Below are 13,212 nucleotides of genomic sequence, written 5' to 3' on the forward strand. Positions count from 1 at the left end.
CCGGCATCGACCGTATCGCGACGACGCTCAGGCCGTGAATCGCGAGGCCGGCGTGTCGCGCCGTTTCGCCGCGTCGCGCGACGGCGGTGCGCCGTAGAGGCGGCTGTACTCACGGCTGAACTGCGACGGGCTCTCATACCCGACCGCATGGCCCGCGCGTGCGACCTCGAGGCCCTCGGCGATCAGCAGCCGGCGCGCTTCCTGCAAGCGCAGCTGCTTCTGGTACTGCAGCGGGCTCATCGCCGTCAGCGCGCGGAAGTGGTGATGCAGCGAGGACGCGCTCATGTGCGCCTCCTTCGCCAGCGACTCGATGCGCAGCGGCTGCGCGTAGTGGGTCTTCAGCCAGCGGATCGCGCGGTGGACGCGCTGCGTCTGGCTGTCGGCGCGCGCGACCTGCGCCAGACGCTCGCCCTGCTCGCTGCGCAGCACGCGATAGACGAGTTCTCGCATCGCCATGGCTGCGAGCGCGGCCTGGTCTTCCGGATGGTCGAGCAGCCGCATCAGGCGCGCGGACGCGTCGAGCATCTCTGCGGTGACCGCGCTGACGAAAAGGCCGCGACCCGGATCGTCGCCGCTCTCCGTCTCGCCATTCGCCGCGGAGGTCGGCGCGGTTGCGGGCGTTGATGCGGGCGCCGATGTGACCGGCGTGCGCGACGACCGCGGCGGGCCGCTGCGCGCGACCAGTTCCGCGACCTCCTCGGGATCGAAATCCAGGCGCAGGCAGAGGTAGGGACGCTGCGGTGTCGCCTCGGTCACGCGGGCGCTGACCGGCAGGTCGGTGGTGAACACCATGAAGCGCGCGGCGTCGTAGGCATAACGCTCCTCGCCCAGCCGCACTTCCTTCGCGCCCTGCGCGATCACGCAGAGCGAGGCCGGCTGCACCGCATGGGAGAGTTCACCGCCGGGCGCGTCGAGCCGGATGATCCACAGTCGCGGCAGGGCCGTCGGCCAGACGCCTTCGCGCGGCGCATGGCGTGACAGCAGCGCGCTCAGCGCCTCGGTATCGGGCATGGGGGCGTTCATCCCGCGCGCAGCAGCTGCTCGATGTCGGCGCGCGGCGGCGTGCCGAAGAGGCGGCGGTACTCGCGGCTGAACTGCGAGGCGCTCTCGTAGCCGACCTGGTGCGCCGCCGCCGCCGCGTCCAGCCCTTCTCCGAGCATCAGCCGGCGCGCATGCTGCAGCCGCAGCTGCTTCTGGTACTGCATCGGCGACATGCTCGTCAGCTGCTTGAAGCGCTGATGCAGCGTCGAGGCGCTCATGTGCGCGACCTCGGCCAGCTCGTCGATGCTGATGGCCTCGCTGAAGCGGCGGTTCAACTCGTCGATCGCGCGCGACAGGCGGCGTGTCGCGCTGTCCTGCTGCGCCAGCGCGCGCAGCCGCGGTCCGAGCGGGCCCGTCAGCACGCGATAGAAGATCTCCCGCTGCAGCAGCGGCGCCATGACGCGCTGGTCCGACGGGTTGTCCAGCAGCTGCATCAGCCGCAGCGCGGCGCTCAGCAGCGACTCCGACACCGGCGCGACGTTCAGCCCCGACTGCGCCGACGGCGACGCGTCGGTGCTGGCCGGGCCGACCTCGAGCATCAGCTCCGCCAGCGTCGCGGTCGAGCAGTCGATGCGCACGCACAGGTAGGGCTTGTCCGGCGTCGCCTCGATGACGCCGCCCTTGGGCAGCATGGGCATGGACACCAGCAGGAAGTGCAGCGGGTCGTAGTACAGCGTCTCGGTGCCGAGCTCCACCTTCTTGCGCCCCTGCAGCACGATGGCCAGGCCGGGCTCGTAGAAGGCCGGCGCGGTCTTGGGCATGCTGCAGCTGGCCTTGATCAGGTGCAGGCAGGGGATGGCGGTGGGGCGTGAGCCTTCGCTGTCGATGTGCCGGAGCGTCAGATCCACCATCTGCGCGCGCAGGGCCTGCAGCGCGTCGGGGAAGCCGTCGGCGAGGGGAATCGGAGTGGGTGCGACCATGCATCGGATTGTGCAAGTCCCTCGCGCGCGCCGCCAGCGCCCGCGAGCGCGGCGGAGCGGGTTCCGGAGGATCGGGCAAGGATGGGCGAGCATTGCGCTGGTTGCGGAGGGGGGCGGATTCCTAAGCTCTCGGTCATCGCGGCGGCCGTCCGGCCATCGCGTCGTCATCGCTTTTGAAGGAGTGCCGCCATGACCATCATGTCCAGGGAACCGCTCAACAACCTGCCTCAGCTGCCGCGCCGCCGGCTCGGCGCGCACGGGCCGGAGGTCTCCGCGCTCGGGCTCGGCTGCATGGGGATGTCCGATTTCTACGGCCCCGCCGACGAGGCCACGTCCATGGGCGTCCTGCACCGCGCGCTGGATCTCGGGATGAACTTCCTCGACACGTCCGACATCTACGGCAACGGCGCCAACGAGCGCCTGCTGTCCGGACTGCTCGCCAACCGCCGCCGCGAGGTGGTGCTCGCCACCAAGTTCGGCATCGTCCGCAATGCCGACGGGCTTTCGGCCGGCGTCAACGGCAAGCCGGCGCATGTCCACGCGTCGTGCGACGCCAGCCTGCGCCGGCTCGGCGTCAACCACATCGACCTGTACTACCTGCACCGTGTCGACAAGTCCGTGCCCATCGAGGAGACCGTCGGCGCCATGGCCGAGCTGGTGCGCGCCGGCAAGGTCCGCCACATCGGACTGTCGGAGGCGTCGGCCGAGACGATCCGCCGCGCCCACCAGGTGCATCCGATCGCGGCGGTGCAGTCGGAGTACTCGCTGTGGACCCGCGACGTCGAGGCCGAGGTGCTGCCGACCTGCCGCGAACTCGGCATCGCGCTGGTGCCGTACAGCCCGCTGGGGCGCGGCTTCCTGACCGGCGCGATCCGCAGCGCCGATCAACTGGCAGCCAACGACTGGCGGCGCGTCAACCCGCGCTTCCAGGATGGCCACCTCGCGCAGAACCTCGCGCTGGCCGATGCGATCGTCGCGCTGGCCCGCGACCACGGCCTGGCGCCGGCGCAACTGGCGCTCGCCTGGCTGCTGGACCGCGGTCCGGACGTCGTGCCGATCCCGGGCACCCGCTCGATCGCGCGGCTGGAGGAGAACGCGATGGCCGCGCGCCTGCGGCTCAACGACGTGCTGCGCGAGGAGCTGCGGGATCTGCTCGACGAGTTCCCAGTTGCCGGGGAGCGATACCCCGAGGTGTCGATGGCGCTCGTGAACGCCTGATCGGCGTCATTCCTCGAGGCCGAGGAACACGGCCATCTCGTAGTACGCCTCGTCCAGCGCGGCGCGGAAGGCCGCATCGCGTGGCCGCTTGTCGATGAAGCCGAGGTCCGGGACCAGCGTCCCGCCCTCGACCTTCAGGTTGGCCCAGCCGATCATCCGGTCGCCCCACAGCATCGGCAGCGCGTAATGGCCCATCGTGCGCTTGGCCGGCGGCGTGTAGGCCTCGAAACGGTAGGCCCAGCCCCACAGGCGCTCGAAGCGGCGGCGGTCCCACACCAGCGGATCGAACGGGGCGAGGAAGCGCAGCCGCTCCGGCTCGACCCTGTGCGCGCGCGACGCGGGGTTCTCGTCGGCCGGCCAGTACCAGACCTCGCCGTCGACCTTCGCGTGACCCCAGCGGCTCTTCGCCTCCTTCAGCACGTTGCGCGCCTCGACCCTCAGGTGCGGCGCGCCGTAGCCCAGCAGCGAGGTCAGGTAGCCGAGGCTGGGCGAGGGCAGCGGCGCGTAGAGCGCCACGATCATGTCGAGCAGCTGACCCGCCCGCGCGTGGCGGGCTTCAGGGCTGTCGTCCTGGAGCAGATGTTCGATCGCCTCGTAGACCCGCGTGCCGGAGTCGCGCCGCGCCACGCGCAGCAGGCCGCGGTAGTGCATGCCGTCGAGCAGGTGCGTGCTCGCGTTGAGCTCGCCGCCCCAGTAGCCCTCGACGCGCCCGTGGCTGAAGGCCTGCTGCACGTGCTGCGGATGGGTGCGGCCGCGTGCGCGGATGAATTCGAGCACTTCGGCGGCGCGGGCGGTCATCGCCTCATCCCAGGCCCGCTTCGCGGTGCGCGGGTGCAGCAGCGCCAGCGTCTCGCGCGGCAGGAAGCCGTAGTTGACGAGCGCGTCCTCCTCGACGGCCAGCTTCGCGTAGCGCGCCTCGAGCTGGCCGGCGCGGTAGTCCTTCACCCGGTGCATCAGGATCAGGTCCTGCGCACGCGCCGGCGCGCGGATCGGATCGGCCTGCACGAAGCCCAGGCGCTGGATCGCGCGCAGCAGCGTCGTCGGCTTGAAGAGGGTGCGGGCGATGGCGTGACGCCGCAGCGCGTCATGGTCGATCACGGGCATTCGGGAGCAGTGGTCGTCGAAAGCCGTGACGGTACCTTCGGCGCGGCACCGGATGTGTCAGCAGGGGTGGATCACAGCGGCGCGAAGCCGCTGGGCGCCTGCTCGACGGTGTCCATCTGCATCTCGAAGCTGAAGAAGCGGTTGCGCCCGCGCGACTTCGCCGTGTAGAGCGCGTCGTCCGAGCGCCGCAGCAGGCCTTCGACGGTCGTGTCCGCATCCGGCACGCAGGTGGTGATGCCGCCGGACAGCGTGACGTAGGGCTCCACGGAGTCCGGATGCCGCATGTTGCAGTTGCGCAGCGTGCGCATCACCGCGCGCGCGAAGGTCATCGCGCCGGAGCGCGGCGTGCCCGGCAGGATCAGCGCGAACTCCTCGCCCCCGTAGCGGGCCGCGCAGTCGCGCGGACGGCGGCAGGTTTCCTGCAGCAGCAGCGCCACACGCTGCAGGCAGGCGTCGCCAGCCAGATGGCCGAAGCTGTCGTTGTAGCGCTTGAAATGGTCGATGTCGCACAGCACCAGCGTCAGCGGCGTCTGGTCGCGGCGCGCGCAGGCGATCTCCTGCGCGAGCCGGGCGTCGAAGGCGCGCCGGTTCAGCAGCCGCGTCAGCGGATCTTCGCCGGACAGCTTCTCCAGCCGGGCGTTGCTGTGGCGGAGGTCGTCCGAGACCTCCTGCAGACGCGTCTGCATCCGCCGCAGGCGCTGCATCGCGCGCAGCTTGGCCTGCAGCACGGTGTTGGAGACGGGCTTGACCAGGTAGTCGTCGCCGCCGGACTCGATGCCCTGCCAGAGGTCCTGGTCGCGGTCGCGGCTGGAGAGGAAGATGATCGGCGTCCAGCCGCCGTTCTCGTGCGCCCGCATCTGGCTGGCGACCCAGTAGCCGTCGTGGTCGGGCATCTCGACGTCGAGCAGCACCAGGTCGGGATGGTCGCCGTCGAAGCGGGCCAGCGCGCTGTCGCCGCCATCCGCCTCCAGCGTGTGGTGCCCGATCGCCTGCAGCTGGCTGCAGAGGAAACCACGCGTGCTGGCCTGATCATCCACGACCAGGATGCGCAGCGGAGGGAGCGAAGCAGGCGGCAGCGAGTCGGAAGCGTCCATGGCCGGGCATCGTCGACAGGCGGCAACAAGATGTGCCGGAGCCGATTATGCGGGGCCAGTCCCGCGGAAGGCAGTTCGGGTATGCCTCAAGTCGGGGACGAGGACGACGAGGAGGGCGGCACGCCGGGTGCCGGGGGCGCGGCGGCGGCCGGCGCGGCTTGGCGGCGCTGTTCCGCCGTGTCCATCTGCATCTCGTAGCTGAAGAAGCGGTTCCGGCCGGTGGACTTGGCGTTGTAGAGGGCGTCGTCGGCGCGGATGATCAGGCCTTCCGCGCTGGTGCTCTCGTCGGGCAGGCAGGTCGTGATCCCGCCCGAGAGCGTGATCGTGGCGCCGGTCGGCGAATCCGGATGCGGGATCGCGGCGAGTTCCACGGTGCGCATCAGCGCGCGGGCGTAGGTCATGGCGCCGGAGCGCGGCGTGTTCGGCAGCACGAGCGCGAACTCCTCGCCGCCATAGCGTCCGGCGCAGTCGCTCGGGCGGCGGCAGGTCTCCTTCAGCAGCTGGCCGATGCGGCGCAGGCAGGCGTCGCCGGCGACGTGGCCGGCCGCGTCGTTGTAGCGTTTGAAGTGGTCGACGTCGCACAGCATCAGCGTCAGCGGCTTGCCGTCGCGGCGGGCGAGGTCCAGCTCCTGCTGCAGCCGCGCATCCAGCGCGCGCCGGTTCATCAGGCCGGTCATCGCGTCGACGCTGGAAAGTTCCTCCAGCTGCGCGTTCGCGGCGCGCAGTTCCTCGGACATCTGCACCAGCCGCGCGCGCATCTGCGCCAGGCGCTGCATCGCGCGCAGCTTGGCGTGCAGGATCATCGCGGAGGCTGGCTTGACGAGGTAGTCGTCGCCGCCGGACTCGATGCCCTTCCAGACGTCCTCGTCCTGGTTGAACTGGGACAGGAAGATGATCGGCGTCCAGCCGCCGGGCTCGGCGGCGCGCATCTCGCGGCAGGTCCAGTAGCCGTCGTGGCCGGGCATCTCGACGTCCAGCAGCACCAGGTCGGGCCGGTAGCGGCGGAACAGCTCCAGCGCCCATTCGGCGCTGTCGGCTTCCAGCACGCGGTGGCCGGCGCGATCGAGTTCCGCTGTCAGCGCCACGCGGGTGGCGCTCTGGTCGTCGACGATCAGGATGGTCAGCGGGGACGGCGAGGTCGGCATGGCATGCATGCGGACATTCTGCCGCGATGCCCGGGTTCCTGTAACGACAAGGGCCGCGCGAGGCGGCCCTGAGTCGGGGGATCAAGTTGCCGCGTGTGCGGCAAATGACCGGTTCGAGATGAGGGGAATTACAGACCCGCCGCTGCTCGCAGCGCCTTCGCTTTGTCCGTCCGTTCCCAGGTGAACTCCGGCTCTTCACGGCCGAAGTGGCCGTAGGCCGCGGTCTTGCCGTAGATCGGGCGCAGCAGGTCCAGCATCTGGATGATGCCCTTGGGACGCAGGTCGAAGTGCTCGTTGACCAGCGCGGCGATCTGCTCGTCGGGCAGGACGCCGGTGCCTTCGGTGTAGACCGTGACGTTCATCGGACGCGCGACACCGATCGCGTACGCGACCTGGATCTGGCACTGCTTGGCCAGGCCGGCGGCGACGATGTTCTTCGCCACGTAGCGGGCCGCGTAGGCGGCCGAGCGGTCCACCTTGGTCGGATCCTTGCCCGAGAACGCGCCGCCGCCGTGCGGGCAGGCGCCGCCGTAGGTGTCGACGATGATCTTGCGGCCGGTCAGGCCGCAGTCGCCCTGCGGGCCGCCGATGACGAAGCGGCCGGTCGGGTTGACCAGGTACTTCGTGTCCTGCAGCCATTCCTTGGGCAGCACGGGCTTGATGATCTCCTCGATCACGGCCTCGTAGAACTCGGGCTTCATCTTGTCGCCGAGCGACATCTCCGGCGCATGCTGCGTCGACAGCACGACGGTGTCGATGCTGTGCGGCTTGCCGTCGACGTAGCGCATCGTGACCTGGCTCTTCGCGTCCGGACGCAGGAAGGGCAGGCGGCCGTCCTTGCGCAGCTGTGCCTGGCGCTCGACGAGGCGGTGCGCGTAGTAGATCGGCGCGGGCATCAGCTCCGGCGTCTCATCGCAGGCGTAGCCGAACATCAGGCCCTGGTCGCCGGCGCCGGTGTTGAGGTGGTCGTCCGAGGCCTGGTCGACGCCCTGGGCGATGTCGTTGCTCTGCTTGTCGTAGGCGACGAGCACGGCGCAGCCCTTGTAGTCGATGCCGTACTCGGTGTTGTCGTAGCCGATGCGCTTGATCGTGTCGCGGGCGACCTGGATGTAGTCGACGTGGGCGTTCGTCGTGATCTCGCCGGCCAGCACCACCAGACCGGTGTTGCAGAGGGTCTCGGCGGCCACGCGGGAGCGCGGATCCTGCGCCAGCACCGCGTCGAGGATCGCGTCCGAGATCTGGTCCGCCACCTTGTCGGGGTGGCCTTCGGATACGGATTCCGAGGTGAAGAGGAAGTCGCTCGCCAATTTAAACTCCTGTGATTCAGTCTTCGTGCACGGCCTTCTGGCCTTGCCCTTTGGGCTTGCCTTTTGGCGTCGCCGAGACGGGAGTCAGGCGGCGAACGCTTTAGCGGGATTTATGAGTCGCCCCGCAAGTTGTCCAGATTAACTCGGCGACTGGGGCGGCATTATAGGAAAGACCAAGGCCCGAGAGGGTCCACGGACGGGTCGATGGGAAAACTGGGTACATATGCGCTGATCGCGCTCCTGTGGCTGCTGCACTGGCTGCCGCTGCGCTGGCTGGCGGCCCTCGGATGGGGACTGGGCGGCCTGCTGCACCGCGTGGCCGGCTCGCGCCGGCGTGTCGCGCTGCGCAACGTCGAGCTGTGTTTTCCGGAGAAACCCCTGGCCGAGCGCGAAGCGCTGGTGCGGGAGCATTTCGGCTGGCTGGGCCGCAGCCTGCTCGAGCGGGGGCTGCTCTGGTACGCGTCGGACCGGCGCCTGCTGCGGCTGATGCGCATCGAGGGCAACATCAAGCTGGCCGAACAGGTCGACCGCCCGGTGATGTGGCTGATGCCGCACTTCGTGGGCCTGGACTGGAGCGGCCCGGCGCTGATGCTCAACCAGGCAAGACCTGGCGCCAGCATCTACCAGCGGCAGAGCAACGCGCTGCTCGACGACGCATTGCGCAAGGCGCGGTCGCGCTTCGGCACGACCAAGCTGGTCGACCGCCATGACGGCGTGCGCAGCGTGCTGCGGGCGATCCGCGACGGCTACTCGTTCCTGAATCTGCCGGACATGGATTTCGGGCCCAAGGATTCAGCCTTCATCCCGTTCTTCGGCGTGCCGGCCAACACTTTGCTGGCGCCGGCGAAGATCGCCCAGGCGGCGAAAATGGTGGTGCAGCCGGTGGTCGTCACGATGCTGCCCAAGGGCCAGGGCATCGTGATCCACGCGCACGAGCCGCTGGATCACTATCCGAGCGGCGACCTGGAGGCCGACGCGAACCACTTCCACCGCTGGCTCGAGGACCGGATCCGCGAACACCCGGCCCAGTATTTGTGGGTCCACAAGCGATTCAAGACGAGACCGCCCGGCGAGCCGTCGCTGTATTCCCGATAATCCGCTCCCATGAAACTGCGCTTCACCAAGATGCAGGGCGCCGGCAACGACTTCGTCGTGCTGGACGCCACGCGCCACCCGATGCCGCTGACCAGCGAACAGCTGCGTCGCGTCGGCGATCGCCGCTTCGGCGTGGGCTGCGACCAGATCCTGGTGATCGAGGCCTCGAAGACCCCCGACGTCGACTTCGGCTACCGCATCTTCAACTCGGACGGTTCCGAGGTGGAGCAGTGCGGCAACGGCGCGCGCTGCTTCGTGCGCTACGTCGTCGACAAGGGCCTGACCGACAAGCGGACCATCCGCGTGCAGACCATCAACGCGCTGCTCGAGCTGCGGCTGCAGGACGACGGCCGCGTCACCGTGGACATGGGCGCGCCGGTCTTCGACCTGCCCCGGATCCCCTTCGACCCGAAGGAATCCTCGCCGCGCCACGAGAACGGTTTCGAGCGCTGGCCGCTGGACCTGGGCGACGGCATCACGGCGGATGTCGCCGTGCTGTCGATGGGCAACCCGCATGCGGTGCAGCGGGTCGACGACGTCGATCATGCGCCGGTGGGCATCGTCGGGCCGCTGGTCGAGCACCATGAATCGTTCCCCCGCCGTGTCAACGCCGGGTTCCTGCAGATCGTCAGCCGCAGCGAAGTGAAGCTGCGCGTGTTCGAGCGCGGCGCCGGCGAGACGCTGGCCTGCGGCACCGGCGCCTGCGCGGCGGTGGTGGCGGGCATCCGGCTGGGCTGGCTGGACGCCGCGGTCGAGGTGCACACGCGCGGCGGTGATCTGCGCATCGAATGGGCCGGCATGACGCCGGGCGGCCCGGGGCTGTCCGCCCCGGTCTACATGACAGGGCCGGCACAGACGGTCTTTGAAGGAGAAATCGAACTGTGAGCGGCATCGAAGGCATCACCGAACAAGACATCGCCGACTACCTGGCGAATGACCCGGCGTTCTTCGAACGTCACGCCGAACTGCTGGCCAACGTCCGGATCTCGCATCCACACGGCCAGCGCGCGGTCTCGCTGCAGGAGCGCCAGGCGGAGCTGCTGCGCGACAAGATCCGCGGCCTGGAAAACAAGATCATCGAGATGATCCGCAACGGGCAGGAGAACGTCGCGATCGCCGACCGGCTGCACCGCTGGACGCTGGCGCTGATGCTGACGCGCGACGACCGGCAATTGCCGGAAGTGCTGCTGCGCGAGTTGCGTCACCAGTTCCTGATCCCGCAGGCCGGCCTGCGGCTGTGGAACGTCGACCCGGGCCATGCGCTGGCGCCGTTCGCGGCCGAGGTCAGCCCGGACGTGAAGACCTTCGTGGGCAGCCTGAACCAGCCGTACTGCGGCATCAATTCGGGCTTCGAGGCCGCGCGCTGGCTCGAGGACGACGTGGCGTCGCTGGCGCTGGTGCCGCTGACGACGGGCGCCCCGGCGCAACCGTTCGGGCTGCTGGTGTTGGGTTCGCCGGATCCGACGCGCTACACGGCCGAGATGGGCACCGAGTTCCTGGCCCGCGTCGGCGAGATCGCGAGCGCCGCGCTGTCGCGCCTGCTGGATGCCGACCCGAACGTCGCTCCCCCTGTCGTTCCCCATGCTGCCGCTCAGCCTGACTGACGAGCAGCAGCGCTACCTGGAACACCTGCGCGTGCAGCGCCGCCTGGCGGAGCGCACGCTGACGCTCTACACGGACGCGCTGCAGCGGCTGACCGGACTCGCCTCGGCGGAAGGGCTGGACCTGCTGCGCGTGTCCGCGCATCAGGCGCGGCGTTTCCTCGCGAAGCTGCACACGCAGAAGCTCAAGCCGCGCACGCTGGCGCTGATCCTGTCGGCATGGCGCGGCTGGTACCGCTGGCTGGGCCAGAACGGCCTGGTCGACGCGAACCCGATCGCCGACCTGCACGCGCCCAAGCAGGGCCGGCCGCTGCCGAAGGCGCTCGGCGTCGACGACGCGGTGCGGCTCGCGGAACACCGTCAGGACGCCGCCGATCCGGTGGCCGAGGCGCTGGAGCGCTGCCTCGTCGAACTGCTCTACGGCAGCGGCTTGCGGGTCTCCGAACTGGTGGGCCTGGACCAGCGCCATCAGGCGTCGTCGGCCGGCTGGATCGTGCTCGAGGATGCCGAGGCGCAAGTGCTCGGCAAGGGCTCGAAGCGCCGGGCCGTGCCGCTGGGCGGCCCGTCGATGACGGCGCTGCACGCCTGGATCGCGGTGCGCGGCCAATGGGCCGCGGCAGACGAGCCCGCGCTGCTGGTCGGTCCGCGCGGCCACCGGCTCAGCGCCGACCAGATCCGCAAACGCCTCAAGCAGCGCGCGCTGGCGGCGGGCATGCCCACGCATGTCCATCCGCACATGCTGCGCCACTCGTTCGCGTCGCACCTGCTCCAGAGCAGCGGCGACCTGCGCGCGGTCCAGGAACTGCTGGGCCACGCCAACATCAGTACCACGCAGATCTACACCCGGCTGGACTTCCAGCATCTGGCCAAGGTCTACGACGCGGCGCATCCACGCGCCCGCAAGAAATAACCGACTGCTCTCCCGATGCGCCGCACCGATCAGACCTCCTCGCGATTCCCTTCCCGCCCGCTGCTGCTGTGCTCCGCCCTGATGGCGGCGCAGCTGCATGCGAACGCCCAGTCGAGCGTCGCTTCGGGCGCCCATTCGACCGCCTACTCGAGCGCCACTTCCAGCGACGCGTCGGCGCCCTCGGTCATCACCGCGACCGACAGCCGACCCGCCGCGTTCGAGCTGAACTGGTCGCCGGTCAAGATGCCCACGGGGCAGAAGACCGCCTTCCTCGGTGCGCACTACATGGTGGCGATCAACGAGGACTGGGGCCTCGGCCCGGCCGCGTACGGCGCGGCCAAGGGTGAATTCGGCGGCCTGTTCACGGTCGGCTTCAACGTGCAGCGGCGCTTCCGCGTCGCGCAGGACTGGCACCTGGCGGCCAGCCTGTACGCGGGCGCCGGCGGCGGCGTGAGCTCGGACAAGGTGCGTGCCGGCGGCGGCCTGATGCTGCGGCCGGAGCTGTCGCTGCGCGGCGAGTTCGGCAACTGGTACGCCGGCGTGGGGGTATCGCACATCACCTTCCCTAACGGCAACGGCAACATCAAGGACACCGGCGTCGCGTTCACCATCGGGCGGATGGACCGGTTCCTGAGCTTCAACCCGAGCGACTCAGGATCGCCGGGCCGCGCGGGCGATCGCACGGGCATGGGCTTCGACGAGATCGCGCTGAGCGCCGGTGTCGAGAAGCCGCGCAGTGGCAGCCGCACGCGCGGCGGCGTGCCGCTGACGGGCCGCAAGGGCAAGGCCGGCGGCGACCTGCGGCAGTACTTCGGCGACGGCTCGTCGTGGTGGGGCCTGGAGGCTTCGGGCGCCGCGTCCGGCGGACACGACGGCTACATGGAGATCCTCGCGAACGCCGGCCAGGACTGGGGCATCGGCAGCGAGCGGCTGCGCGTCGGCGGGCAGTTCTCGTTCGGCCTGGGTGGCGGCGGCGACATGGACACGGGCAACGGCTGGCTGGTGCGGGTCGGTCCGACGCTGCGCTGGATCACCCCGTGGGGCCCGACGCTTCGGCTGGATGCGGGCTACATGAAGGCGCCGTGGGGGAACTACGACTCCTTCCAGGTGCGCGGTTCGCTGGCGCTGCCGCTGGAGAAGGTCTCGCGCATCCTGAACTCGCCGCCGCTGGAGTCCGGCACGATCCGCGCGCAGGCCCTGTACCTGAGCATGCCGTACTTCAAGGAGTTCAAGTTCAAGGACGGCACGAAGGACAACGTGACCGGCCTGGGGATTGGCATGACGCGCGACTTCGGCGGACCGTGGTACGGCGTGGCGCACGCGGGCAGCGCGGCGCTGGGCAAGGCGGGCGCGTTCTCGTACGGCATGTTCGGCCTCGGCGCGCATTCGCCGAAGTGGAGCGGTGTGCGCGTTGGCGCTGAAGCGCTGGTCGGCGCGGCCGGCGGCGGCGGCGTCGCGGTCGGCGGCGGCGCGGTGACGCAAGGCGAGCTGTGGGCGCAGTGGGAAGGCACCGGCCGGGACCGCCTTCGCGTGAAGGTCGGCGTGGGCCAGTGGAAGGCCCTCGGCGGCGAGAAGCAGAGCACCCCGATGGTCAGCCTGAACGTGGGCTGGGCGTTCGGGACGCTGGGGCCGGCGGCGCAGCGCTGATGGTTGTCGCCTGCATCTGAATTATCAAGTTTTATCGGCAAACCGATAAATTATCGTTTTCGCGATAAAGACCCGATAAAACGGAGTTTCCCCCGTGTTCATCGGGGCTGCACGCGATCGTAGAGAGTCG

12 protein-coding genes are annotated in these 13,212 nt (G+C 69.7%); 6 read left to right on the forward strand and 6 right to left on the reverse strand.

The annotated features are described in order from the left end of the window. Window positions 1-27 precede the first annotated feature (27 nt). Window positions 28-1,011: an AraC family transcriptional regulator gene (locus tag AC07OZ_RS12555; protein WP_495467440.1), complete on the reverse strand. Its 984-nt coding sequence runs from the start codon at window positions 1,009-1,011 to the stop codon at window positions 28-30. 8 nt (window positions 1,012-1,019) lie between these two features. Beyond that, a complete protein-coding gene (locus tag AC07OZ_RS12560) occupies window positions 1,020-1,961 on the reverse strand; it encodes an AraC family transcriptional regulator (RefSeq protein ID WP_495467441.1) in 942 nt (313 codons plus the stop codon). A gap of 189 nt (window positions 1,962-2,150) precedes the next feature. Between AC07OZ_RS12560 and AC07OZ_RS12565 the strand changes: the two genes are divergently transcribed. Continuing rightward, window positions 2,151-3,179: an aldo/keto reductase gene (locus tag AC07OZ_RS12565; RefSeq protein ID WP_495467442.1), complete on the forward strand. Its 1,029-nt coding sequence runs from the start codon at window positions 2,151-2,153 to the stop codon at window positions 3,177-3,179. Between the two features lie 6 nt (window positions 3,180-3,185). On the opposite strand, the gene AC07OZ_RS12570 is transcribed toward AC07OZ_RS12565, so the two are convergent. The 4 genes from AC07OZ_RS12570 to metK all read right to left on the reverse strand — a co-directional run bounded on the left by AC07OZ_RS12570 (window position 3,186) and on the right by metK (window position 7,829). Further along, on the reverse strand, window positions 3,186-4,283 hold the full coding sequence (locus tag AC07OZ_RS12570; protein ID WP_495467443.1) for a DNA glycosylase AlkZ-like family protein: 1,098 nt from the start codon (window positions 4,281-4,283) through the stop codon (window positions 3,186-3,188). A 71-nt stretch (window positions 4,284-4,354) separates the two neighbouring features. Further along, window positions 4,355-5,377 carry a GGDEF domain-containing response regulator gene (locus AC07OZ_RS12575; protein WP_495467444.1) on the reverse strand — a complete coding sequence of 341 codons (1,023 nt, stop codon included), beginning with the start codon at window positions 5,375-5,377 and terminating at the stop codon, window positions 4,355-4,357. 86 nt (window positions 5,378-5,463) lie between these two features. Then, entirely contained in the window at window positions 5,464-6,531 is a 1,068-nt protein-coding gene (locus AC07OZ_RS12580; protein WP_495467445.1) for a GGDEF domain-containing response regulator, read from the reverse strand. Between the two features lie 119 nt (window positions 6,532-6,650). Beyond that, window positions 6,651-7,829, reverse strand: coding sequence for a methionine adenosyltransferase (gene metK, locus AC07OZ_RS12585; protein ID WP_431259433.1), 1,179 nt, complete (start codon window positions 7,827-7,829; stop codon window positions 6,651-6,653). Window positions 7,830-8,033: 204 nt separating this feature from the next. Between metK and AC07OZ_RS12590 the strand changes: the two genes are divergently transcribed. From AC07OZ_RS12590 to AC07OZ_RS12610, 5 genes are read left to right on the forward strand one after another with little or no spacing between them, the layout of a single operon-like run. Continuing rightward, window positions 8,034-8,924 carry an LpxL/LpxP family acyltransferase gene (locus AC07OZ_RS12590; RefSeq protein WP_495467446.1) on the forward strand — a complete coding sequence of 297 codons (891 nt, stop codon included), beginning with the start codon at window positions 8,034-8,036 and terminating at the stop codon, window positions 8,922-8,924. 9 nt (window positions 8,925-8,933) lie between these two features. Beyond that, the gene (gene dapF, locus AC07OZ_RS12595; protein WP_495467447.1) at window positions 8,934-9,809 is read left to right on the forward strand and encodes a diaminopimelate epimerase; all 876 of its coding nucleotides are present in this window, start codon (window positions 8,934-8,936) and stop codon (window positions 9,807-9,809) included. After that, entirely contained in the window at window positions 9,806-10,528 is a 723-nt protein-coding gene (locus tag AC07OZ_RS12600; protein WP_495467448.1) for a DUF484 family protein, read from the forward strand. Before dapF ends, AC07OZ_RS12600 begins: the two co-directional genes overlap by 4 nt. After that, the gene (locus AC07OZ_RS12605; protein WP_495467449.1) at window positions 10,506-11,435 is read left to right on the forward strand and encodes a tyrosine recombinase XerC; all 930 of its coding nucleotides are present in this window, start codon (window positions 10,506-10,508) and stop codon (window positions 11,433-11,435) included. Before AC07OZ_RS12600 ends, AC07OZ_RS12605 begins: the two co-directional genes overlap by 23 nt. 15 nt (window positions 11,436-11,450) lie before the next feature. Beyond that, window positions 11,451-13,082 (forward strand): hypothetical protein, encoded by a 1,632-nt coding sequence (locus AC07OZ_RS12610; RefSeq protein ID WP_495467450.1) that lies wholly within the window; start codon window positions 11,451-11,453, stop codon window positions 13,080-13,082. Window positions 13,083-13,212 lie beyond the last annotated feature (130 nt).

Source organism: Roseateles sp. GW821-FHT09G03 (assembly GCF_059416045.1).